Origin of the sequence: Phyllobacterium brassicacearum, from assembly GCF_003010955.1 — a bacterium.
Lineage (GTDB): Bacteria > Pseudomonadota > Alphaproteobacteria > Rhizobiales > Rhizobiaceae > Phyllobacterium > Phyllobacterium brassicacearum.
The window spans coordinates 172,769-195,120 of sequence record NZ_PGGO01000008.1; the positions used below are offsets into that span (position 1 = coordinate 172,769).

Sequence of the window (22,352 nt, forward strand, 5' to 3'; positions counted from 1 at the left end):
GCGCGGTCTTGTTGCCGCGTTGTGGCTGGAGCATGATGAATGTTTGAAGTTGGTTGGTCGGAAATCCTGGTTATCGTGATCGTTTTGATCGTGGTGGTCGGTCCGAAGGATTTGCCGAAGATGTTGCGAGCATTCGGCAAGGCGACGACAAAGTTTCGCGCGACGGCGGGCGAATTCCGGCGGCAGTTCGACGAAGCTCTCAAGGAGGCAGAACTTGATGACGTGCGAAACGTCATCAATGATGCCAAGAGCCTCGATCCGCGCAATGATATCCGCAAGGTTTTCGATCCGGTCCGGACAATTGGTGAGGAAATCCGCTCCAGCCTCAAGGACGCGACAGCAATCGCCAAGGAAAATGTCGCCGTTCCGGATCCGGAAGCTCCCGGCGCCACCCAATTGCAACCTCAGGTGATGGAGCCGCTTTCGGCCGCAGCACCGGAGAAAGTGACGACAGCGGAGGCGGGAGCGTCGAAACCGAAGGCCACGGTTTCGAAAAAGCCCGCCGCACCGAAAAAGGCTGGCACAGCGGAAGCAGTTGCCGAAGCCAAACCAGCCAAGCCACCAGCAACAAGAACGGCAAAGCCGCGGACCAAGACTGGCGATACGGGGATTGAATCTTGAACAAGATCGACGATGACATTGACAAGAGCTCGGCGCCACTGATCGAGCACTTGATCGAATTGCGTCGGCGTCTGATCTGGGCCCTGGTCGCGTTTTTCATCGCGTTCCTCGGTTGTTTTCACTATGCCAAGGAATTGTTTAATCTGCTGGTGATCCCGTACCAATGGGCGGTGGGCTGGGCAGGATTTGATCCGGCCAAGGCGCAACTGATCTACACTGCACCGCAGGAATTCTTCTTCACTCAGGTGAAGATCGCCATGTTTGGTGGCATCGTCATCGCATTCCCGGTCATCGCGTCGCAGATCTACAAGTTTGTGGCTCCCGGCCTCTATCGCAACGAAAGGATGGCGTTCCTGCCGTTCTTGATTGCATCGCCGATCCTGTTCCTGATGGGCGGGGCATTGGTCTATTTCTTCTTCACGCCGATGGTCATGTGGTTTTTCCTCGCCATGCAGCAGCAGGGCGTTGCCGGTGAAGTGCAGATATCGCTGCTGCCGAAGGTTTCCGAATATCTCAGCCTGATCATGACGCTGATTTTCGCCTTTGGCCTGGTGTTCCAGCTTCCGGTTGTCACAACGCTGCTGGCGCGCGTCGGCCTCGTCGGTTACGAGGGGCTCAAGACGAAGCGCAAATACGCGATCGTGATTGCTTTCATTGTTGCTGCGGTGATCACGCCGCCAGACCCGGTCAGCCAGATCGGTCTTGCACTCCCGACGATCCTTCTCTACGAGATTTCCATCTGGATGGCGCGTCTGGTCGAGAAGAAGCGTGCGGCGGCCGAGACGCAAGCGCAATCGGGCTCCAGCGAAACCTCCTCGTCCTGACGGCCATCGAGCTGCTTAATTTCGCCGGGCGTTCGCGCCCTTGATGTACCAATTTACTCCAATACGGCTTTAATCCCATGCTCGATATCAAATGGATCCGCGAGAATCCGCAAGCGCTTGATGCAGCTCTGGCCAAACGGGGCAACGAGCCGGCATCGTCTCTGCTGATCGAGCTCGACGAAAGGCGCCGCCAGCATATCGCCAAGCTGCAGGAAGCGCAGGAGCGCCGCAACGCCGCGTCGAAAGAGATCGGCAAGGCCATGGGCGCCAAGGATCAGGCGACAGCCGAGCGGCTGAAGGCGGAAGTGGCGGAAATCAAGCTGTTTCTCCAGGCGGCCGAAGAAGAAGAGCGTCAGCTCGACCGTGCGTTGAATGATGCCCTGTCGGTTCTGCCGAACCTGCCGCTCGAGAGCGTGCCTGTCGGCAAGGACGAGGCCGCCAACGTCGAAACGCGCCGGGTCGGCGCGCTGAAGAACTTTGCCTTTGAGCCGAAAGAGCATTTCGAGATTGGCGAAAAGCTTGGTTACATGGATTTCGAGCGGGCGGCCAAGCTTTCGGGTAGCCGCTTTACGGTCCTTAAGAGCCAGTTGGCGAGGCTGGAGCGGGCGCTCGGTCAGTTCATGCTCGATCTCCATACGAGGGTGCACGGCTATATTGAGGTCAGCCCGCCACTGCTGGTGAATGACGATGTGCTTTACGGCACTGGCCAGCTGCCGAAGTTCGCCGAGGACCTGTTCCAGACGACCGATGGGCGGTATCTGATCCCGACTGCCGAGGTGCCGCTGACCAATCTCGTGCGCGAGGAGATCCTCGACATTCGCGACCTGCCCATCCGCATGACAGCGTTGACCGCCTGCTTCCGCTCGGAAGCGGGTTCGGCCGGACGCGATACGCGCGGCATGCTGCGTCAGCACCAGTTCATGAAGGTCGAGCTCGTGTCGATCACCGATGCCGAGCGTTCCATCGAAGAACATGAGCGGATGACATCCTGCGCGGAAGAAGTGCTGAAGCGGCTCGATCTATCGTTCCGCACGATGACGCTGTGCACCGGCGATATGGGCTTCGGCGCGCAGAAGACGTATGATCTGGAGGTTTGGCTCCCCGGCCAGAAGGCCTATCGCGAAATCTCCAGCTGCTCGGTCTGCGGCGATTTCCAGGCGCGCCGGATGAATGCGCGCTACCGGCCGGAAGGCGAGAAGCAGACACGTTTCGTCCACACGCTGAACGGTTCGGGTGTCGCAGTCGGGCGCGCGCTGATCGCTGTTGTCGAAAATTATCAGAATGAAGACGGCAGTGTCACAGTTCCCGACGTACTCGTGCCCTATATGGGTGGACTGAAACGGATCGAAAAAGCAGCTTGAATTTGAAAGGTAGGGCAATGCGCATTCTCTTGACCAACGATGATGGTATTCATGCGGAGGGTCTGAGCGTGCTGGAACGCGTTGCCCGCCAGCTGTCTGACGATATCTGGGTAATTGCCCCTGAAACCGATCAGAGCGGTCTGGCGCATTCGCTGACCCTTTCCACGCCTCTGCGTCTGCGCAAGATCGATGAGCGTCACTATGCGGTGCGCGGTACGCCGACCGACTGCGTCATCATGGGCGTCAAACACCTTATGCCCGAGCCGCCGGACCTGATCATCTCGGGTGTCAATTCCGGTTCGAACATGGCCGACGACGTGACCTATTCCGGCACTGTCGCCGGTGCCATCGAAGGCACGCTGCTCGGCATCAAGTCCATCGCGATGTCGCAGGAGTATAATCTCGACGGCAGCACGCGCATTCTGCCGTGGGAAGTTGTCGAAGAGCGGGCACCAGCGCTTCTGAAGAAACTGTTAAGTGTTGAGCTGGCAAGAGGTGTTCTCGTCAATATCAATTTCCCAAGCTGCGACGCCTCGGAGATCGCCGGAATCCGGGTAACGGCTCAAGGGAAGCTCTCGCATGGCCTTGCCATCGAGGAGCGGCATGACGGCCGCGGCTTGCCTTATTACTGGTTGCGCTATGGCCGCGGTAAGGACGTGCCCGCCGAGAACAGTGACGTGGCGGCAATCCGCAAGAACTATGTTTCAATCACGCCGCTGCAACTCGATCTTACCGCCCATGAGATGCGGGCAACTCTGGAGAATGCATTCGCATGAAGCCTGCGCTTTCGGACCGTGAAGGATTTGCCGCATTTGTCCTCCGTATGCGCTCACTCGGCCTCACAGACCAGCGGCTGATGAGCGCCTTTGAAGCAACGCCGCGCACGGCGTTTGTCAACGGCAATCTCGGCAATGTTGCCTATGGCGATGGAACGCTGCCGATCGAGTGCGGCGAGTTTATCGAGGGGCTCGATCTGCAGGCCCAGCTTATCAAGGCACTTGATCTCGAACCCGGACACCGGGTGCTCGAAATTGGGACGGGCTCGGGATTCACGGCTGCGGTGATGGCGCGCCTGTCGGGACGTGTCCTTTCGCTTGAGCGGTACCGGACGCTGGTCGAACTTGCCCAGCAGCGGCTGCAGGCATTGAAGATCGAAAACACGTTCATCAAGCACACGGATGGCCGGCACGGGCAGGTTCATGACGGTCCTTTTGACCGCATCATCGTCTGGGGTGCGTTTGAAGCAATGCCGCGCCAGTTCGTGGAGTTGCTGTCGTCAAACGGTGTCATGGTGGCGCCGATCGGCCCGCTCGACGGCAAGCAGATTATCGCGCGTCTTTCCAAAATCGGCAGCCGCTTCGAACGGCAGGACATGATGCAGGTGCGGTTCCTGCCATTGCTCGAGGGCGTTGCCGCCGCCCTTTGAGTGAGCAAGGGTTTAGGAGTTTGGTGAATTTTTTACAAATTTTATTAGCCTTTTAACGGTCGAGTAACATTAACGCGATCTAATGCACCCAATATTCTTGTATTGAGTACGGGCGGGACATGCGATGCGTTTGAGTACACTGAACAAAGCGTCACGGCGGCTGGCTCTGAATGCCGCTATTCTCACTATTGCCGGTGCGGCTGCGGGTTGCAGCTCGGGAGTGCAGCGCTTCACCAGCGCCGATTTCAGCTCCGGCTACAGCGACAACCAGCGTTCGATCATGCAGGCCCAGAACACGGGTCCGCAGCCCTATACGCCGCCGGTCGATTCAACCCAGACAGCCTCGGTCAACAGCGGCGGTGTTCAACGCAGCAGCCTGCCGCCCGTGGGTGCTGCAAGTGCATCGGCGCTTCCGCCGGTTTCGTCACAGCCCCAGCGTCCAGCCCTTGCGCCGGTCGCAAGTGCGGCTCCGCTGCGCAATCAACAGGTAGCATCGGCTGAACCGATCCACGCGCCGAAGGCTGCTCCGCTCGGCGCAAGTTCCGGCACGTTGAAGACCCCGGACGGCCGTGAAGCAAAGATGCCTGCCCAGGCTGCATCGAATGGCGTCGCGGCCCAACCGCAGGTCAAGGAAAAGCAGGTCGCCGCAGCAACCACGCTAGCGACGACGGCCAAGAACTCGGCACCGAGCAATGGCGGCTCCTACACTGTTCAGAGCGGCGACACGCTACATGCGATTTCGCGCAAAACAGGCAGCAATGTTGAAGCGATCAAGCAGGCGAACAACATGACGGACGGCACTGTCCGTATCGGTCAGTCGCTGATTATCCCGCCATCCAACGCAGCGCTGGCGCAGAATGTTGCCAACAACATGAAGCCGAAGGGCGCCGTTGATGAGGTCAAGACCGCGTCGACACCGCCCACCGAGCAGCCCAAGGCTGTGGCAAGCGCTGCTACACAGGCGGCTACTGCGCCTGCTGCGCCACAGGCCGACACGCAAGCCAAGCCTTATACGCCGCCACAGGCGAGCGAAAAGGTCATCGACGATGCCGAAAAGGATGTCGCCGCCGCACCATCCGCTACGGGCGTTTCAGGCATGCGCTGGCCGGTACGCGGCCGCGTTGTTGCCAATTACGGCAAGGGCAGCGACGGTATCGATATTTCGGTGCCGGAAGGGACGCCAATCAAGGCCGCTGAAAACGGCGTTGTCATTTACTCGGGCGACGGTCTCAAGGAATTCGGCAATACTGTTTTGGTCCGGCATGACAATGGACTGGTTACAGTCTACGGCAATGCCAGCAAGCTGAATGTTCAGCGTGGCCAGAAGGTCAAGCGCGGCGAGGAACTGGGACGTTCCGGTATGACGGGCAATGCCACGTCGCCGAAACTGCATTTCGAAGTCCGCAAGAACTCAACGCCTGTCGATCCGACGAAATACCTGGAATCCTGATCACCAGGTAATGAAGAAATAGCCCGCGCCGCAAGGTGCGGGTTTTTGCATTTTTAACTAACAATTATGCTAGCATTTTGTGCTTGCAAGTAATATATTTGAAGAGGCTATTTTTATGAATAGCAAGCATAGGCGGACCTTGGTCGCTGTTTTCGCTGATCCGGTTTCAGCTCCATTGCATGGTCAGATATTGAAAGCTTACTGATCGGCGTGGGGGCACGAACGATCGAGGGCAATGGCTCGCGAGTGAAGTTTGAAATAGACGGAGAGGTGGAAAGCTTTCATAGGCCTCACCCGTCCAAGGAAGCAAAGCGTTACCAGGTGCGTGCGGCTCGAGCCTTTCTGGAGAGAATTGGAATAAAACCATGAACGTTATGCACTACAAAGACTACACCGCGCGCATCGAATACGACGATGAAGATGAAATTTTCTTCGGCAAGATTGCCGATATCATCGACGGTGTCGGATTTCACGCCGATACGGTAGTTGACCTGAAAGCGGCATTTCACGAAGCTGTTGATGACTATATCGAGACATGCGCCAAAATCGGCAAGCAGCCGCAAAAGCCATACTCGGGAAAAATGATGTTTCGAGTAAAACCTGACGTTCATCGCCGAGCCGCGCTTGCCGCAGAGCGTGCTGGCAAGAGCCTCAACCAATGGGCTGAAGAGGCGTTGGACAAGGCGGCGGGCTGATGCCTGCCGGGTGACTTAGAGCTTCTTGCCGAGACGACCGGCCAAGTCCTGCGTGAACTGCCAGGCGACACGTCCCGAACGTGAACCGCGCGTTGTCGACCACTCCAGTGCCTGTGCGTGGAGCTGTTGCTTGTTGACGGCCAAGTCGAAATGCGCGGCATAACCGTCAATCATCGACAGGTAATCGTCCTGGCTGCATTTGTGAAACCCGAGCCAGAGACCGAAACGATCCGACAGGGAAACCTTTTCTTCTACCGCCTCGGACGGGTTGATAGCGGTTGAGCGTTCGTTCTCGATCATGTCGCGTGGCAGAAGATGACGGCGGTTCGAGGTGGCATAGAAGATCACATTGTCGGGCCGGCCCTCGACGCCACCTTCCAGCGCCGCTTTCAAAGATTTGTACGACGTGTCGTCATGATCGAATGACAGGTCGTCGCAAAACAGGATGAAGCGGTAGGCCGTATCCTTGATCGCAGCCATCAGGGCAGGGAGGCTGTCTATATCCTCGCGATGGATCTCGATCAGTTTCAGGGGATGACTGCCGGCGGAAGCTGCCGTGTTGACCGAGGCATGAACTGCCTTGACCAGCGATGATTTGCCCATGCCGCGCGCGCCCCACAGCAGGACATTGTTGGCCTGATACCCGTCGGCGAAGCGTTTCGTATTGTCGAAGAGGATGTCACGCACGGTATCGACGCCGCGGATCAGGGAAATATCGACGCGATTGACCTTGTTGACGGGATCGAAGGCGAGGTGATCGGGATTCCAGACGAAACAATCGGCCGCATCAAAATCGACAGGCTGCGGCTTTGGCGGCGCCATGCGCTCCAGGACAGCGATAAGACGGTCGAGTTTATCGGTCAGCAATTCGTCGGACATGCTCATCAAGCCTTTGTTCTGTCTTCGCCAATGCAACTATCATGTTGATGGTAAATCGAAAAGCAGCGCACCTAGTTTTGTACGGTTGCTTTTGATCGTGCAAACATTGTATTGCGCAGGCTCCAATGCATTCAAACTTAGTTTTTTCTCTGGAGGTTGTCTCGATGTTCGTAACTCCCGCATATGCACAGGCAACGGGTGCCGGTGGCGCACCGGAAATGCTCATGAGCATCCTGCCCTTCATCCTGATCTTCGTGATCATGTATTTCCTCATCATCCGCCCGCAGCGCACTGCTGCGAAGAAGCGCGAGGAACAACTGAAAAATATCCGTCGCGGCGACACGATCATCACGGGCGGCGGCTTCATTGCCAAGGTGACCAAGGTCTATGAGGATACGGGCGAACTCGACGTTGAAATCGGCGAGGGCGTCAAGGCACGGGTGGTCCGCGGCATGGTCGCCGATGTGCGCGTCAAGGGCGAACCGGTTGCCGACAACAAGAAATAAGGCATAGTTGCAGGGCGGCCATAGAGCCGCCCTGTTGATTCTAGGCTCTAAGGTTGCGACCGTATGCTGTATTTTAGCCGCTGGAAGACCGTACTCATCTGGGCCGTTGTGCTTGCGGGCGTGATCCTCGCGCTACCGAACATCTTTACGCCGAGCCAATTGGCGAGTTTGCCGGAATGGTTGCCAAAAAAGCAGCTCGCGCTTGGTCTGGATCTTGAGGGCGGTTCGCGGCTGCGTCTTCAGGTAGATAAGGATCATCTTCCAGATACCGACGCAACGATTGCAATCCTGAGCCGCCGTCTCAGCGAACTCGGCTACACCAATCCCAATGTCGAAAGCCAGCGAAACGGACGTATCCTGGTCGAGGTTCCGGGTCTCTACGATTCACAGCTGCTCAAGGACATATTGAGTCTGACCGGAGAGCTTAGCTTCCAGTTGGTCGATACGTCGATGCCGGTTCAAGAGGCCATCGACGGAACGCCGCCGGAGGGCGACGAAGTCGTTTACTCCTTTGATGACCCTCCGGTTGCCTATCTGGTAAAGAAGGAGCCGCTGGTATCCAACAAGAACTTTGTCGATGCCCAGGCCGGCATCGACACCGCCACGCAACAACCGGTCATTACCTTCAGACTGGACAGTATTGGCGCTGACCGTTTCTCCAAGGCCACAAAGGCAGGCGTCGGACAGTCCTTCGCCATTGTTCTCGATAATCAGGTGCTTTCGGCACCAGTGATCAGTGAAGCCATCCCAGGCAATACAAGCCAGATTTCCGGCAATTTTGATCTCTCTGGCGCGAGCAATCTGGCGCTCGTCATGCGGGCCGGCGCGTTGCCAACCGACGTGACGGTGATCGAAGAGCGGACAATTGGCACAGATCTTGGTGCGGCCGCCGTTTCGTCCGGGAAGATCGCGGCGCTCATCGGCGCCGCTCTCGTCATTCTTTTCATGCTTCTGACCTATGGTTTGCTTGGTGTCATCGCCAACATCGCCCTTATCGTCAATGTGGTGCTCATCCTTGCGGTTCTCACGCTGTTCGGCGCGCCGCTGACACTGGCAGGTGTGGCGGGTATCGTGCTGACGATTGGCATGGCGGTCGATTCGAACGTGTTGATCTACGAGCGCATTCGCGAGGACCGCCGCGCTGGCTTTTCCGTCATCCAGGCCATCGATTCAGGGTTTTCCCGGGCACTCGCGACCATTGTCGACGCAAATGTCACGACGCTGATTGCAGCCCTTGTCCTCTTCATCCTCGGGACAGGGCCCGTGCATGGCTTTGCGCTGACTGTAACGATCGGTATCGTCACGACGCTGTTCACAACATTCACCTTGACGCGCTGGCTGGTGTCGATGTGGGTCCAGCGTTCGAAACCGAAAGAAGTTCCGGGCGCTCCGCTGAGGCTCGTTCCGAACGACACCAAGATACCGTTCATGAAACTGCGCGGCCTGACGCTCGGCTTTTCATTGTTGTCGAGCATCGCGGCGATTGCGCTGTTTGCGATTGTCGGCATGAATTTCGGCATAGACTTCAAGGGCGGAACGATGATCGAGGTGCAATCGCACGAAGGAGCGATCGATCTCGATGATGTTTATAGCCGGCTCGACGAACTGAATATCGGTGACGTCAAGATCGAACCGTTCAAATCGGAAGACCGGGCACTGATCACTGTCGGCAGCCAGGGCGAGGGCGAGGATGCCGAACAGACTGTCGGTGTGAAAATTCGCGGCGAGTTTCAGGACGATTATGATTTCCCACGAATCGATGTGATCGGTCCCGCTGTATCAAGTGAACTGTCACAAGCGGGCGGGCTTGCCGTGGCGCTGTCGCTGCTCGCGATCTTTGCCTATGTGTGGTTCCGTTTCGAGTGGCACTTTGCGCTCGGTGCGATCATTGCGACAGCTCACGACGTGCTGTTGCTGCTTGGCATGTTCGTGATCTTCCAGATGGAGTTCAATCTCTGGAGCATCGCCGCCTTGCTGGCGATTGTCGGTTATTCGCTCAACGATACGGTCGTGATCTATGACCGCGTGCGTGAGAACCTGCGACGGTACGGCACGAGCATGTCCCTTTCGGACATGCTCGATGCCTCGATCAACCAGACATTGTCCCGCACGATCCTGACATCGCTTGCCACATTCCTGGCGTTGATCGTCCTGTACCTCTATGGTGGCGATGATGTCCGCTCGTTCGCGCTCACCATTGCCGTCGGCATCGTCGTGGCGACCTATTCATCCATCTTCGTGGCTGGTCCACTGCTGATGCTGTTCGGATTGAAGGGACGCGACGTAATCGACAACGAACCGCCGGCGACAGTATCCGAGCACAACGGAGTTTAGGCAGTTGGCCAAAGGGATTGAAATTCGGGATGCGCACTTTCCGGGGCGTGCACCCATCGATGCCTACGGCAATGGCGGGTTTCGCTTCGCAGATATGTCACATCGCGGTTCGATCCTCTGCCTCCCTTCCGGTATTCACGGCTGGGAGCCGAAAACGCTGCCACTCCTGACAACGGCGGACCTTTCACTGGTTCTGGAGCAGGCGGACGACATCGAGATATTGCTGGTCGGAACCGGGACAGAGTTGCGCCGCCTGCCGCAGGAAGTCCGCGATGCCTTGCGAGCCAAACGCATTTCCGCTGATCCGATGAGCACGGGAGCTGCTGTACGGACCTACAACGTCCTCCTGGCGGAAGACCGTGCCGTTGCTGCGGCATTGATTGCGGTGGATTAATCAGGCGCATCTCTGTATCTCAGCCCCATGAACGCCAATGAAACCCACTGTATGCAATTCTTGAGGGATGCGGATCCTGACCGCTATCTATCCGTGTTGTATGCCCCGGAGGACAAACGCGGTTCGCTGGCCGCGCTCTATGCCTTCAATGCGGAAATTGCCCGCATTCGCGATATGATCCATGACCCGCTGCCGGGCGAGGTGCGCTTGCAGTGGTGGCGTGATCTCATCCACGGCACCGAGCATGGCGCTGCTTCCGGCAATCCAGTTGCCGCGGCACTGCTGCATACGATCAAGGCTCACGATCTGCCGCGATCTGCCTTCGACAATTATTGCGAAGCGCGGATTTTCGACCTTTATGATGACCCTATGCCAAGCCGTAATGATCTCGAAGGCTATTGCGGCGAGACGGCATCAGCGCTCATCCAGCTCGCATCGCTGATCCTTGATGGGAATGCCGCCCCGGCACACGCGGACACGGCCGGACATGCAGGCGTGGCGCAGGCGATAGCAGGATTGTTGCGCCTCTTGCCGCTGCATCGGCGGCGCGGCCAGGTGTATATCCCCGCGGACATTCTCGCAGCCGTCGGGACGAGTGCGCCGACACTGCTAAACGGCTTGGATCCAGCAGCAACCAAGCGCGCGATCGATGCAATGATTGCCCTTGCCGAAGACCATTTTGCCAAGTTCGAAGCCGCTGCAAAAACCTTGCCGGTTACACTGCGGCCGGCCTATCTGCCGGCACGGCTCACCCGGACCTACCTGGAGAAACTGAAAGCGGATGGCGCCGATGCAGCCAACGAAATGGCCAATATATCGCCCATTCGCCGGCAATGGGCGATGTTCAGGGCATCGGTTCGGTAGAGTTCTATTCCGCCGCTTCGGCGATAACAGGAAGACCCAGCCAGGAACGGCAATCAGCCAGAGCACGGGCACTCATGGCACGTTTCTTGGCGTTTGACTTTTCCTTGCCGCGCAACCGCTTGCCCTCCGACTTTGGCGCCTCTATTGGCGGGAACAGGCCGTAATTGACATTCATCGGCTGGAACGAACGTTTGCCTGGCTCTTCGTCGGTGACGAGATGGCCGCCGGTGATGTGGCCGAGGAGCGCGCCAAACGCTGTCGTTGCAGGCGGCGGCGTAACTGTCTGGCCAAGACGCTCAGCAGCGGCGAAGCGCCCGGCAAGCAGGCCGATGGCTGCAGATTCTACGTAGCCTTCGCAGCCGGTGATCTGGCCAGCAAAGCGCAAGCCAGGGCGGCTTTTCAGCTGCAGGGTCGGATCAAGCAGGGTCGGAGAATTCAGGTAAGTATTGCGGTGCAGCCCGCCGAGACGCGCGAATTCCGCATTCTCCAGCCCCGGGATCATCCTGAAGATGTCGGTCTGCGCGCCGTATTTCAGCTTCGTCTGGAAGCCGACCATGTTGTAAAGCGTGCCGAGGGCATTGTCCTGGCGAAGTTGAACCACCGCATAGGCCTTGACTGTCGGGTTGTGGGCGTTGGTCAGCCCCATCGGCTTCATCGGGCCATGGCGCAGGGTTTCAGGCCCTCGTTCAGCCATGATCTCGATGGGCAGGCAGCCGTCGAAATAGGGCGTGCCCTCCCATTCCTTGAACTCGGTCTTGTCGCCGGTAACCAGCGCCTGGACGAAAGCTTCATACTGCTCCTTGTTCATCGGGCAGTTGATGTAGTCCTTGCCGGTGCCACCCGGTCCGACCTTGTCGTAGCGCGACTGGAACCAGCAGACGTTCATGTCGATGGAATCGAAATGCACGATGGGTGCAATTGCATCAAAGAAGGCGAGGGCGTCCGCGCTCGTTTCCTTTCCGATTGCCTCGGCAAGCGACGGCGCCGTGAGCGGGCCCGTGGCGATGATGGCCTTGTCCCATTCTGCCGGTGGCAACCCGGTGATTTCCTCACGCTCGATGGTGATCAGCGGATGTGCCTCAAGTTTTGTGGTGACCGCCTGAGAGAAACCATCGCGGTCGACTGCTAGCGCACTGCCTGCCGGAACCTGATGCGCATCGGCAGATGCCATGATCAGCGAATTTGCGAGGCGCATTTCCGCGTGCAACACGCCAACGGCATTGGTCTCGGCATCGTCCGAGCGAAAGGAGTTGGAGCAGACGAGTTCCGCCAGATCGTGTGTCTTATGCGCATCGGTACCGCGAACGGGGCGCATTTCATGCAGGACAACGGGAATTCCGGCCTCTGCAAGCTGCCAGGATGCTTCGGAACCGGCGAGACCGCCGCCAATGATATGTACAGGTTTGATCGACATGGGCATCCAATAGTCTTTTTGGCGCGCAGCTTCAATGTGCAAAAGCCGCTGCGAGAACTGCAGCGGCGTTTTGATTGCAAACGGTTAAGCGCTGGCCTTGTCGAGTTCGGCGATGTCATCCTTGCCGAGCTCAAGGGATGCCGCCTTGATCAGGCTCTCCAGTTGCTCCAATGAGGTTGCGCTGGCAATTGGTGCCGTGACCCCCTGGCGCCGGATGATCCAGGCCAGTGCGACCTCCGCCTGATTCACATTGTGCCTGGCAGCGACTGCGTCGAGCGCCGCCAGAATGCCATAACCGCGCGGATTCAAATAATCCTTGATCCCGCCGCCGCGCGGGCTTTTGCCGAGATCGGCTTCGCTACGGTATTTGCCGGACAGGAAGCCGCGTGCGAGACTGAAATAGGTGATGACACCAATATCTTCCGCCATGCAAAGGTCGCGCAGGGGACCGTCGTAGCTCTTTCGGTCATAAAGGTTGTATTCAGGCTGGAGCACGTCGTAGCGGGGCAGCCCATTGGTCTTCGAAACATCCAGCGCTGCACGCAATTGCTCCGCGTCGAGATTGGACGCGCCAATGGATTTGATCTTGCCGGCCTTGAATAGATGTTCATAGGCGCCGAGTGTTTCTTCATAGGGCGTATCAGGGTCGGGCCAATGCGAAAGATAAAGATCGATTGCCTCGATCTGCAGCCGCTTCAGCGAGGCATCAACGGCCTTGGCGATATAGGCGGCGGAAAGGTCTTTTTTGCCCTGACCCATGTCCCCACCAACCTTGGTGATGATCGTCACCTTGTCGCGTGCACTGCGTGATCTCACCCACTCGCCGATGATCGTTTCGGACTCACCGCCCGCGTGTCCCGGGACCCAGCGCGAATACACGTCAGCCGTATCGATGGCGTTCAGGCCCGCATCGACAAAGCGGTCGAGAAGATCGAACGATGTCTTCCGGTCGGCTGTCCAACCGAAGACGTTTCCGCCAAAAACCAGTGGCGCAATGGACAGACCAGTCCGGCCAAGACGACGATTTTCCATGATTTTGCTCCTGGGAATGTGAGGTAGGAATTCGCATGTAAGGGTGAGCGAGCGAGGTTTCTACCCCCGGTATCCTACAATATCGAGAAACCATAAGACGTAAATTCGGTGGGCTTCGGCAATGGCCCTTGCTAGGATTGCAGCATGCGCATAACCGGATCACGCCGCACTCTGCCAATCCTTGTTTTTGCGGTTCTGTGCAGCACAGCGTCCGTTGCCCAAGCGCAAAACTTTAGCGTTTGTCACGGTTATAGCTGCACGTTTCAAACTAAGGTGTTCCTGACTGGGGCAGATCGCGCCCGGATTGCCTCGATCATGGCAGGCGGCCGTGGGTCTGCTGAAGCGGAGCGTTCGGCAGTCCGCCGTGCAGTGCAGGTTTTCGAACGCCGCAGTACGCAAGTCATTGGTGTTACTGACCGACCGAAGATGGATTTTGGCAAGGGGCGCCAGAGGGGCCAGATGGACTGTGTCGATGAATCGACCAATACGGACCATTTTCTCCGGTATCTTCAAAGCGCTGGGCTGTTGCGCTTTCACAGCGTTGGCCGCCGCGATGCGCGGGGTAGTTTCCTCGATGGCCGCTATCCGCACTTCACCGCCGTCTTGCGCGACCGTTCGGGTACGCTGTGGGCTGTCGACTCCTGGTACGAGCCGGGGGGCGGACTACCGGATGTGATGCGTTTGGCAGAATGGAAGGGGCGGGGGTACGGGGGCGTGCGCTAGCAAAACCCAGAAACAACAACACCCACCGCGGGAGGAGGTGCGGTGGGTGCCGTTTTGTAAAGACCGGCTGGGAGGAGGAGTGCCAGTCTTTGATCGCGGGGGCTTCGGGAGGAGGATAAGCCCCGGCGATATTCGTGTATTCGATTAGCGTACTGCAGACTTCTTAGCGACGAACGGGATGTCCGAACGGGCAATGCCCAGATCGCTGAGTTCGCGGGTCGACAGACGGTTCAGCTCGGAAACCGTGTCACGATAACGGCGCCAGTTGCTGTAAGAGCGGATAAGGTTCATTTCAATCACCACTTCGGTTCGTTGTTTGGTTGATCACTCTTGATCGTTGACCAGAAGATAGTGGATGACCTGCGATAGTTGCAGAGCCAAGTTTGCAGATCAGCTATGCAATTGTTGCATTGCAACATTAATCGATTTTAATTGTTGCGTCGCACAAGCGTCATTTTTGGGACAATCGTCCCGAGTCGCGTCACATTGCGTTTTTGTGCTCTCTGGCGTTAGTTGAAGCGGTCAAGCGATTCAGGAGCAGCCCGTGGCGATTTCCTTCGGCGTACGAAAACACATTGCGCGCTGGCAGCGGGATGGGCTGATCGATGGTGCCACCGCCGAGAGCCTGCGCAAGGATATCAATAGCAGGAGCTCCGGCTTCGGACTTGGCGGGGTGCTTGCGCTCCTAGGGGCGGTTCTTCTCGGCGCGGCGATCGTTTCGCTGGTTGCTGCCAACTGGGAGGCAATGCCTCGTCTGTTTCGCGTCGGTCTTATTATGGCGGTGCTTTTCATTGGCTATGTCGGCGGAGCCTGGCGGGAAAGCAGTGGTGACAAGATCTTCAGCCAGGCGCTCTACCTGACTGCAGCGATGACTTTCGGTGCCGGTATTGCTCTGGTCGGCCAGATGTATCACCTCTCGGGTGACGCTGCGGATGCAGCCCTGCTGTGGGTGGCTGGCACCATGATTGCGGCATTGTTCCTGCGCTCGCCCGTGCTGGTTTCGGCGAGCGTCGCCATCACCGCATTTTACCTGTTCTGTTCGCTTGAGCCCGCTGGGTCAGGTCGTCTGAGCTATCTCTGGCTGGTGCCGATCCTCGCTTTCATTTGTGCAGGGCTGATTTGGTACACCAAGGGCAAGGCCGCTCGGCATCTAATTGCCCTCCTGTTGATCGCCTATGTTATTGTCGTCCGGTTTGATCTGGACCAAGTCGGGGTTCTTTGGCTGGCGGCTTTAGTCGGAGGTGCCATCTTTCTTGCTGATGCTTTGCGTCCACGCTGGTTGGAGCAAGCAACCCACTGGTCCGAGGCGCTGGGCGGCTATGGTTTCACAACTCTGCTTATGACACTGCTGTTCTTCCAGTTCGAACTGATCAGTGATGGCGTGACAGGTCAGGTAATCTATGGCTTTGCCATTCTGGGTTGTTCGGTCGCGGGGCTGGCTTTGTCAGGCCACCGCAATCTGGCCGTGCGTTGGATTGCATACACGGCGTTTTCGCTTGAAGTGCTCTACCTCGCCTTCGAAACCATTGGCACGATGATCGGTACGGCAGGCTTCTTCCTCAGCGCCGGCGTACTTGTGCTGTTGCTGGCGACATTTGTCATCCGGATGGAGCGGCGGCTTCAGAAAAAGAGTTCAAAAGACGGAGTAACGGCATGACCTTGAAGATCAATCGTTACATCTGGCTTGGCGCGGCGGTGGCAATTCTGCAGTCTGGCGCACTTTACGCCATGGTAGCGCAGCGCGCCTCAATCCTGCGCAGTGGCACGAATATCACGCTGCTTACCGAACCAGTCGATCCGCACGACCTCTTGCGCGGCGACTACGTCACGCTCGGCTACGGCATTTCCAATGTCGAGGCAGGCAAGGTGAGTGGAACACCACCGATCGCAGATGGGCCGGTGGACATTTATGTTACTGTGAAGCAGGGCGACGATGGCGCCTGGATGCTCTCGGAAGCCTCATGGCAGAAGCGCGAGGGCTTGCCGGATGGTCAAGTCCAGCTTCGTGGCCGCACCACCAGCTTTAACAATGCAACCGCCTATAGTCAGCTTCGCGTCACTTATGGCGTCGAGCGTTACTACGTACCGGAAGGCGAGGGGCTGGCAATCGAAAGCCAGCAGCGCGAGCGCAAGATCGAGGCAGTGATTGCTGTCTCGCCAAATGGTGATGCGCAGATCCGCGCGTTGAGGGACGAGGGCAAGGTGCTTTATGAAGAGCCGATCTACTGACCAATTGCCGGCATTGCACAGCGAGAAATATTGCTGTCATTAGCCTGCCTTTTCCCTTTGACCCGGCATAATTGGGTGATATAGAGACCGGCGCTTGGGGTGCGGTCACGCCTCCATCTGCGGATGTGGCGAAATTGGTAGACGCACCAGATTTAGGTTCTGGCGGGAGACCGTGGGGGTTCGAGTCCCTCCATCCGCACCATAATGTTCCGACATGCCATTGTTTTTGGCATTTCTTCGTCACATCATGAAGTCGTGCGCTGTCCAGACGTGATCAGCATCGCCGTGCACCCGGATGACCAGGTCGGCGGTGCCGTCGCCATCGATGTCGCCCTCGATCTGTGCATAGTCCTGAGGTGTTGCATCGTCCGGCACGACAACCCGCAATTCGCCGGCAGCACCGGCGAAATCACTGCCGCCGATAAAATAGAAAGCCTGATCGCCATCCACGGATGTGTCGGCATCGATGGGTCTCAGATCGAACTTGTCGCCCTCGGCGAAATGGAAATCAGTGATCGTGTCGGCGGGCGGTTCCCGACCTCCCTGAATGCCTTGCACGGCATTGCTAAAACGGAAAGTGTCGGCCCCGGCTCCACCCGTCAGCATATCATAGCCTAAATGGCCATCGAGGACATTGTTACCAGCATCACCGGTAAGGACGTCGTTGTAGAGGCCGCCGGAGAGATTCTGAAAGTTGGACAGGGTGTCGCCATCTGAATTTTCGCCAGTGGCGAGATTGACGCTCACGCCGGCTCTGGCATCGGCATACCCGAGCGTATTGATACCGCTTCCCCCATCCATGACGTCACGGCCGTCGCCGCCGGTAATCGAATCATTGCCATCGCCTCCGGTTAGCCAGTCATTGCCGGCACCACCGCTGACTCTGTCGTTACCCGCACCACCGCTCATCCGGTCGACGCCATCACCGCTGCGCAGGAAGTCATGGCCTTCGCCGCCATGCACCCAATCATCGCCGTTACCAGTAAAGACGTTATCGGAGCCCGCGCCCGCATCAATCCAGTTTGTGAGACGCCCGCCCGAACCGCCGGTGATAGTGTCGTTGCCCTCGCCGCCGCTCAGGCGGTTCTCGCCTTCTCCTCCAGCAATTGCATCGTTGCCGTCGCCGCCATAGATCCAGTCCCCCTTGTCGCCGACCTCGGCGCCATTGCCGCCATCGAGACGGTCGTCGCCAAGACCGCCGTGCAGCCAGTCGCTGCCAGCGCTGCCGATTATATAATCCGCGTCTTCGCCGCCATACAGATGGTCATCGCCTTCACCGCCATTCATGCGGTCTTGGCCGCCGGCACCGTCAAGTATGTCATTGCCAGCATAACCGGAAATCCAGTCATCGCCGGGCCTGCCATGGAGATTGTCATCGCCCGAGGTGCCAGCGATATGGTCTCCTGCAACAGCCAGTGTTTCATTACTGGTCATAGCAAAATGCCAATCCCTGTCATCCTGCTCTAGCCGGGCCTGATCAGCCATCTCGTCCTCCTCCTATGCTTACCCTCATATCGTGAAATCGTTGCCGTCCAGTCGTGGTCTAAGGCGTCATTCACTTGGAGACTGTTATTTACCTATAGTTGGCAATGAACTACAAAATAATCATCAAGCCAAACGAAATTATAATTAAGTAGTATTGCGTAAATATAATTCCAATGTACTTCAAAAATTGAATAAGTTTCTTCTTCGGATAGAATCGGGGTGCATGTAAAAAGTTGCTACAAGCCTTCCATGCTGCCTGAGCGAACCAGCTTTTCGCTTGGCACTTAAATGTAAGAATGCGGCCATTGCGAGCACGTGAGGCACTCGATTGGGTCTTCCTCAATCTGTGTGATGCTGGCTTGATGGACTGACGGGCAAGTTGTTACGCGCAAACAAAATCAGAATGATCTCCTGGACCGAATGTTCGCAAGCCCTAACCGTGTGGCTGCCGCAACGCCTCAAGGACCACAATATGTTTGCCCTCTGACGACACGTCTGCGGCGATCCGATCTGACACCTCCTCAGTCATGCAAATCCTCTTCGCCTCACGACGGCCGAGTTCCAGGATGGCCGGCGCGATGAACGGGTCGAACAGGATCACGTCGGCCATTTGCATAAACCGGACAGATTTCAACGTCAGCAATTCGGGGTCTTCAGATCCAACCTGAATATGTGTCACCGGCCTGACTGGGGAGCTTGCGGCCGCAATTTCATGCGCCGAGCCGAGGAGGGCAGTTTCATTCGGCACCTCCACTGATGAAAAGGCGCGATCGACGAATCCTTCCCAGAAGCGGCGGCGCTGCGGGCCTGGTTTCAGGAGTTCGCCAACGCGGCCGCGAACGGCTTTGGCCAAATGCGCCCACGCCGCAAGCGAGGCCGGGAGCAGCGCTTCGAGGCGCCGGCGGATAGCTTGGCCGAGAATAGGCGCCGCCCCGTCGGTCGAGATGCCGATTACAACCGGCGAGCGATTGACGATGGAGCCAAACTGGAACTGGCAGAAGTCCGGGCGGTCGATGACGTTGCACGGAACACCTGCCCTGGTGGCGGTATCGAGAAAGTCGCGTGCTTCCTCGTCCGTTGGCGCGTCGGCGACAGCGATCGCGGCACCTCCGAAGCTTGTACTGCACCAGGGATAAGGGTGGTGGACCATCAACATGCTACCAATCACCGCCGACATCTCTTCACTCAATGCCGGCGCATAAACGTGAACCTCGGCACCGGCTGCCGCAAGCAATTCGGCCTTCCATGCCGCTGCTGCGCTGCCGCCAGCGACGAGCGCACACTTACCCCTGAGATTGAAGAAAACTGGCAGCACGGCGAGGCTGCGGATAGTTGATTGAGCGGGACTACTCTGCTGCTTCGACAATATTTGCATCGATGATCCCCCTGATTTCGGCGCGGCAGGAGCCGCAATTTGTTCCAGCCTTCAACGCCTGTCCGATGGCTTGCACTGAATGGCAGCCGGCGCGGGCAGCCGTCGCAATCTCGTTCGTCCCGACGGAGAAGCACGAACAGACGATGGCGCCCTTATCAGGCATGTCCTTGCCGGGTCTTCCGGCCAGAAGCTGGAAACGCTTATGCGCATTGGTGAATTGCGCTGCCAATTGATCACCTGCCCAGCTGCGCGATACTGTGACCGGCTCGCGCGCCACATAGAGCGCCCCAATCAATAGGTCGTCTTCGAACGCTGCCATGCGATGCTGGTTCTGGCGATGATCATGATAGGCGAGCAGCGGCAGATCAGGAGCAGTCCCGAACAATTTTCGCGCGAACGCGCTCCAATCCGCGGGTTCCTCGCGACTGGCAAGCTCGAGCCGGAACCCGCCCTCTGTGCGGGCGAGAGCCCAATAATCGGCGTCGAGAACAGGCTTTTCACGCAAGATGGCGAAGCCATACCAGCGAGCCTGAAATGGCCGAATGGCCACCTGTGCCATTTTAAGTGCTGGCTGACCGGAGACCGGATCAACATTCGCCGTAACCAGCGTATCGACTCGCGCCATTCCGGCAAACTGTCCCGTCCAGTGCATGGGTACGAAGACATTGCCCCGCGCCTGCCGGTCTGTGAGCAGGGCCCGGACGATGATCGAGCCGTGATCGTTGTTTATTCGCACGAGGCCGGCATCTCCGATACCAAACTCTGCTGCATCAAGCGGATGAATTTCGACGAAGGGCTCGGCAAAATGTGCGGACAGGCGTGCGCTCTTTCCTGTGCGCGTCATCGTATGCCAATGATCGCGTATGCGGCCGGTGTTCAGCGTGAACCCAAATCGCGGATCGGCTGCTTCACGGTTCGCGGGCCGCACCGCAACGAAGCGTGCGCGCCGGTCCTGTGTATAGAAATTGCCTTCGGCAAAGAAACGTTTCTCCGCTGCAATTTCTACTGGAGGATTTCCATTTTTCTTCGAATCACGGAAATCCTCCAACTCTTTGTTTTGGCGCAATTCCGGACGGAAAATCGGGTTCCACTTTTCCTGGAATTGCTCTTGTCCTTGCGGCCACTGAAATGGCTGAAGCGCGTCATAGTCCTCATCGGGTATCGCGGCATAGGCGCTGATGTCGAAATCGCGGCTGCCATGGTTGCCGTATCCCGAGAGTGCTGCATGTTCGGCGAATATCTGCGACGGGTTATCATAGGAGAAGTGTTCGGCAAATCCCATACGCCGGGCCACTTGGGTGATAATCCACCAATCGGGCTTTGCCTTGCCCGGCAATGGCAGGAAAGGCCGCTGCCGGCTGATCCGCCGCTCCGAATTGGTCACCGTACCATCCTTTTCGCCCCAGCCGGTGGCGGGAAGCAGCACATGAGCGTAACGGGTCGTATCAGTTGTTGCATTCATGTCGGAGATCACGACAAACGGGCAGGCCTTCAACGCCTGAACAACGACATCCGCCTCCGGCATGGAATCGGCGGGATTCGTGGCCATGATCCATAGTGCCTTGACTGTTCCGTTCCTGACAGCCTTGAAGAGGTCGACGGCTTTCAGCCCCGGTCTGGAGGCGATTGTGGGCGACATCCAGAAGTCCTGAACCAGCTCTCGATGCGCTTCGTCTTCGAGGTGCATATGGCCTGCCAGCATATTGGCCAGTCCGCCGACCTCCCGTCCGCCCATGGCGTTGGGCTGGCCGGTTACCGAAAACGGCCCCATGCCAGCGCGACCGATGCGGCCCGTCGCCAGATGGCAATTGATGATTGCGTTGACCTTATCGGTGCCGCTGACGGATTGGTTCACGCCCTGGCTATAAACCGTCACGACCCGTTCGGTTTGAGTGAACAGGCTGAAGAAGGCACGCAGCTCCTCAGGGGCAAGTCCTGTCCGGGCAGAAATGCTGCGCAGATCATGGGTCTTGGCTATTGCCAATGCCTCGTTGAAACCGGAGGTGTACCGGTCGACATAGGACCGATCCACTGCTCCTTGCGCGGCGAGAAACCCGAGCAGGCCGACAAACAGTGCGGTATCGCCGTCCGGCCTGATCGCAAGGTGCATGTCCGCGATATCCGCAGTCATGGTGCGGCGCGGGTCGATGAGGACGATGCGCATCTGCGGCCGTTTGGCTTTGGCCGTAGCAATCCGCTGATAGAGAACTGGATGACACCAGGCGAGATTGGAGCCGGTCAATACGATGAGATCGGCGAGTTCCAGATCCTCATAGGTTCCTGGAACCGTATCCGAGCCAAAAGCACGGCGATGCCCGGCCACCGAAGACGACATGCACAGGCGCGAATTGGTATCGATATTGGCCGAACCGATGAAGCCCTTCATCAGCTTGTTGGCGACGTAGTAGTCTTCAGTCAAGAGCTGGCCGGATACGTAGAAAGCCACGCTGTCAGGCCCATGCTCCCTGATTGTTTCCGAAAAACGGGACGCCACCAGGTCAAGCGCCGCGTCCCAGTTTGCCGGCTTTCCATCAGTCTGCGGCGTGAGCAGTCTTCCTTCCAGATCGACGGTCTCGCCAAGAGCGGAGCCCTTCGAGCAAAGACGCCCGAAATTGGCGGGGTGATGGGGGTCACCCGCAATGCCAATGGCTCCGCTCTCCTCCCTGGTGGCGAGAACGCCGCAGCCTACCCCGCAATAGGGGCAGGTGGTGCGAACGGTTCTGGGGAGCACGCTTTCCAT

Annotated in this window: 22 protein-coding genes and 1 tRNA gene; 16 read left to right on the forward strand and 7 right to left on the reverse strand. The window is 57.9% G+C overall.

Translation table 11 applies throughout. The features are described from left to right. The first annotated feature begins 39 nt into the window (after positions 1-39). The 8 genes from tatB to CU102_RS12980 all read left to right on the forward strand — a co-directional run bounded on the left by tatB (position 40) and on the right by CU102_RS12980 (position 6,377). Positions 40-621: a Sec-independent protein translocase protein TatB gene (gene tatB / locus CU102_RS12945; RefSeq protein WP_106711510.1), complete on the forward strand. Its 582-nt coding sequence runs from the start codon at positions 40-42 to the stop codon at positions 619-621. After that, complete coding sequence (gene tatC / locus CU102_RS12950; RefSeq protein ID WP_106711511.1) at positions 618-1,445, forward strand: twin-arginine translocase subunit TatC; 828 nt, start codon at positions 618-620, stop codon at positions 1,443-1,445. Before tatB ends, tatC begins: the two co-directional genes overlap by 4 nt. A 77-nt stretch (positions 1,446-1,522) precedes the next feature. After that, the gene (serS, locus tag CU102_RS12955; RefSeq protein ID WP_106711512.1) at positions 1,523-2,806 is read left to right on the forward strand and encodes a serine--tRNA ligase; all 1,284 of its coding nucleotides are present in this window, start codon (positions 1,523-1,525) and stop codon (positions 2,804-2,806) included. Between the two features lie 17 nt (positions 2,807-2,823). Next, the gene (gene surE / locus CU102_RS12960; RefSeq protein WP_106711513.1) at positions 2,824-3,582 is read left to right on the forward strand and encodes a 5'/3'-nucleotidase SurE; all 759 of its coding nucleotides are present in this window, start codon (positions 2,824-2,826) and stop codon (positions 3,580-3,582) included. After that, on the forward strand, positions 3,579-4,232 hold the full coding sequence (locus CU102_RS12965) for a protein-L-isoaspartate(D-aspartate) O-methyltransferase (RefSeq protein WP_106711514.1): 654 nt from the start codon (positions 3,579-3,581) through the stop codon (positions 4,230-4,232). The genes surE and CU102_RS12965 overlap by 4 nt, the downstream gene beginning before the upstream one ends. 124 nt (positions 4,233-4,356) lie before the next feature. Next, positions 4,357-5,682, forward strand: coding sequence for a M23 family metallopeptidase (locus CU102_RS12970; protein ID WP_106711515.1), 1,326 nt, complete (start codon positions 4,357-4,359; stop codon positions 5,680-5,682). 210 nt (positions 5,683-5,892) lie between these two features. Beyond that, the gene (locus CU102_RS30375; protein WP_245425320.1) at positions 5,893-6,051 is read left to right on the forward strand and encodes a type II toxin-antitoxin system HicA family toxin; all 159 of its coding nucleotides are present in this window, start codon (positions 5,893-5,895) and stop codon (positions 6,049-6,051) included. Continuing rightward, a complete protein-coding gene (locus CU102_RS12980; RefSeq protein ID WP_106711516.1) occupies positions 6,048-6,377 on the forward strand; it encodes a type II toxin-antitoxin system HicB family antitoxin in 330 nt (109 codons plus the stop codon). The genes CU102_RS30375 and CU102_RS12980 overlap by 4 nt, the downstream gene beginning before the upstream one ends. 15 nt (positions 6,378-6,392) lie before the next feature. Here the strand turns inward: CU102_RS12980 and CU102_RS12985 are convergent, their stop codons facing one another. Continuing rightward, complete coding sequence (locus CU102_RS12985) at positions 6,393-7,256, reverse strand: ATP-binding protein (protein WP_106711583.1); 864 nt, start codon at positions 7,254-7,256, stop codon at positions 6,393-6,395. Between the two features lie 164 nt (positions 7,257-7,420). On the opposite strand from CU102_RS12985, the gene yajC reads away from it, so the two are divergent. From yajC to CU102_RS13005, 4 genes are all read left to right on the forward strand, one after another. After that, on the forward strand, positions 7,421-7,762 hold the full coding sequence (gene yajC / locus CU102_RS12990) for a preprotein translocase subunit YajC (RefSeq protein ID WP_106711517.1): 342 nt from the start codon (positions 7,421-7,423) through the stop codon (positions 7,760-7,762). A 63-nt stretch (positions 7,763-7,825) separates the two neighbouring features. Continuing rightward, positions 7,826-10,096 (forward strand): protein translocase subunit SecD, encoded by a 2,271-nt coding sequence (gene secD / locus CU102_RS12995; RefSeq protein WP_106711518.1) that lies wholly within the window; start codon positions 7,826-7,828, stop codon positions 10,094-10,096. A gap of 4 nt (positions 10,097-10,100) precedes the next feature. Then, positions 10,101-10,490, forward strand: coding sequence for an Mth938-like domain-containing protein (locus CU102_RS13000; protein ID WP_106711519.1), 390 nt, complete (start codon positions 10,101-10,103; stop codon positions 10,488-10,490). Between the two features lie 27 nt (positions 10,491-10,517). Next, the gene (locus tag CU102_RS13005) at positions 10,518-11,354 is read left to right on the forward strand and encodes a phytoene/squalene synthase family protein (RefSeq protein ID WP_106711520.1); all 837 of its coding nucleotides are present in this window, start codon (positions 10,518-10,520) and stop codon (positions 11,352-11,354) included. A 4-nt stretch (positions 11,355-11,358) separates the two neighbouring features. On the opposite strand, the gene trmFO is transcribed toward CU102_RS13005, so the two are convergent. Both trmFO and CU102_RS13015 read right to left on the reverse strand, forming a co-directional pair. Beyond that, on the reverse strand, positions 11,359-12,768 hold the full coding sequence (trmFO, locus tag CU102_RS13010; RefSeq protein WP_106711521.1) for a methylenetetrahydrofolate--tRNA-(uracil(54)-C(5))-methyltransferase (FADH(2)-oxidizing) TrmFO: 1,410 nt from the start codon (positions 12,766-12,768) through the stop codon (positions 11,359-11,361). Positions 12,769-12,852: 84 nt separating this feature from the next. Then, complete coding sequence (locus tag CU102_RS13015) at positions 12,853-13,800, reverse strand: aldo/keto reductase (protein WP_106711522.1); 948 nt, start codon at positions 13,798-13,800, stop codon at positions 12,853-12,855. Between the two features lie 315 nt (positions 13,801-14,115). Between CU102_RS13015 and CU102_RS13020 the strand changes: the two genes are divergently transcribed. Further along, on the forward strand, positions 14,116-14,523 hold the full coding sequence (locus CU102_RS13020) for a hypothetical protein (RefSeq protein ID WP_245425321.1): 408 nt from the start codon (positions 14,116-14,118) through the stop codon (positions 14,521-14,523). A 144-nt stretch (positions 14,524-14,667) separates the two neighbouring features. Here CU102_RS13020 and CU102_RS13025 read toward each other — a convergent pair whose 3' ends face one another. Next, positions 14,668-14,814: a DUF1127 domain-containing protein gene (locus CU102_RS13025; protein WP_100001090.1), complete on the reverse strand. Its 147-nt coding sequence runs from the start codon at positions 14,812-14,814 to the stop codon at positions 14,668-14,670. Between the two features lie 253 nt (positions 14,815-15,067). Between CU102_RS13025 and CU102_RS13030 the strand changes: the two genes are divergently transcribed. The 3 genes from CU102_RS13030 (at position 15,068) to CU102_RS13040 (ending at position 16,954) form a co-directional block, all read left to right on the forward strand. Beyond that, on the forward strand, positions 15,068-16,180 hold the full coding sequence (locus CU102_RS13030; RefSeq protein ID WP_166648503.1) for a DUF2157 domain-containing protein: 1,113 nt from the start codon (positions 15,068-15,070) through the stop codon (positions 16,178-16,180). Continuing rightward, positions 16,177-16,752, forward strand: coding sequence for a GDYXXLXY domain-containing protein (locus CU102_RS13035; protein WP_106711524.1), 576 nt, complete (start codon positions 16,177-16,179; stop codon positions 16,750-16,752). The genes CU102_RS13030 and CU102_RS13035 overlap by 4 nt, the downstream gene beginning before the upstream one ends. A 119-nt stretch (positions 16,753-16,871) precedes the next feature. After that, positions 16,872-16,954 (forward strand) — tRNA-Leu (locus CU102_RS13040). Positions 16,955-16,992: 38 nt separating this feature from the next. On the opposite strand, the gene CU102_RS13045 is transcribed toward CU102_RS13040, so the two are convergent. From CU102_RS13045 to CU102_RS13055, 3 genes are all read right to left on the reverse strand, one after another. Then, a complete protein-coding gene (locus CU102_RS13045) occupies positions 16,993-18,237 on the reverse strand; it encodes a calcium-binding protein (RefSeq protein WP_106711525.1) in 1,245 nt (414 codons plus the stop codon). A 433-nt stretch (positions 18,238-18,670) separates the two neighbouring features. After that, entirely contained in the window at positions 18,671-19,612 is a 942-nt protein-coding gene (locus CU102_RS13050; protein ID WP_245425322.1) for a siroheme synthase, read from the reverse strand. Then, a complete protein-coding gene (locus CU102_RS13055) occupies positions 19,584-22,352 on the reverse strand; it encodes a nitrate reductase (RefSeq protein ID WP_106711526.1) in 2,769 nt (922 codons plus the stop codon). Before CU102_RS13055 ends, CU102_RS13050 begins: the two co-directional genes overlap by 29 nt.

Bases quoted from the DNA above. Each gene is read 5' to 3' on its own strand.
- tatB (WP_106711510.1), top strand. From the start codon at position 40: ATGTTTGAAGTTGGTTGGTCGGAAATCCTGGTTATCGTGATCGTTTTG.
- serS (WP_106711512.1), top strand. From the start codon at position 1,523: ATGCTCGATATCAAATGGATCCGCGAGAATCCGCAAGCGCTTGATGCA.
- surE (WP_106711513.1), top strand. From the start codon at position 2,824: ATGCGCATTCTCTTGACCAACGATGATGGTATTCATGCGGAGGGTCTG.
- CU102_RS12965 (WP_106711514.1), top strand. From the start codon at position 3,579: ATGAAGCCTGCGCTTTCGGACCGTGAAGGATTTGCCGCATTTGTCCTC.
- CU102_RS12970 (WP_106711515.1), top strand. From the start codon at position 4,357: ATGCGTTTGAGTACACTGAACAAAGCGTCACGGCGGCTGGCTCTGAAT.
- CU102_RS12980 (WP_106711516.1), top strand. From the start codon at position 6,048: ATGAACGTTATGCACTACAAAGACTACACCGCGCGCATCGAATACGAC.
- CU102_RS12985 (WP_106711583.1), bottom strand. From the start codon at position 7,256: ATGTCCGACGAATTGCTGACCGATAAACTCGACCGTCTTATCGCTGTC.
- yajC (WP_106711517.1), top strand. From the start codon at position 7,421: ATGTTCGTAACTCCCGCATATGCACAGGCAACGGGTGCCGGTGGCGCA.
- secD (WP_106711518.1), top strand. From the start codon at position 7,826: ATGCTGTATTTTAGCCGCTGGAAGACCGTACTCATCTGGGCCGTTGTG.
- CU102_RS13005 (WP_106711520.1), top strand. From the start codon at position 10,518: ATGAACGCCAATGAAACCCACTGTATGCAATTCTTGAGGGATGCGGAT.
- trmFO (WP_106711521.1), bottom strand. From the start codon at position 12,768: ATGTCGATCAAACCTGTACATATCATTGGCGGCGGTCTCGCCGGTTCC.
- CU102_RS13015 (WP_106711522.1), bottom strand. From the start codon at position 13,800: ATGGAAAATCGTCGTCTTGGCCGGACTGGTCTGTCCATTGCGCCACTG.
- CU102_RS13020 (WP_245425321.1), top strand. From the start codon at position 14,116: ATGGCAGGCGGCCGTGGGTCTGCTGAAGCGGAGCGTTCGGCAGTCCGC.
- CU102_RS13025 (WP_100001090.1), bottom strand. From the start codon at position 14,814: ATGAACCTTATCCGCTCTTACAGCAACTGGCGCCGTTATCGTGACACG.
- CU102_RS13035 (WP_106711524.1), top strand. From the start codon at position 16,177: ATGACCTTGAAGATCAATCGTTACATCTGGCTTGGCGCGGCGGTGGCA.
- CU102_RS13045 (WP_106711525.1), bottom strand. From the start codon at position 18,237: ATGGCTGATCAGGCCCGGCTAGAGCAGGATGACAGGGATTGGCATTTT.
- CU102_RS13050 (WP_245425322.1), bottom strand. From the start codon at position 19,612: ATGCAAATATTGTCGAAGCAGCAGAGTAGTCCCGCTCAATCAACTATC.
- CU102_RS13055 (WP_106711526.1), bottom strand. From the start codon at position 22,352: ATGGAAAGCGTGCTCCCCAGAACCGTTCGCACCACCTGCCCCTATTGC.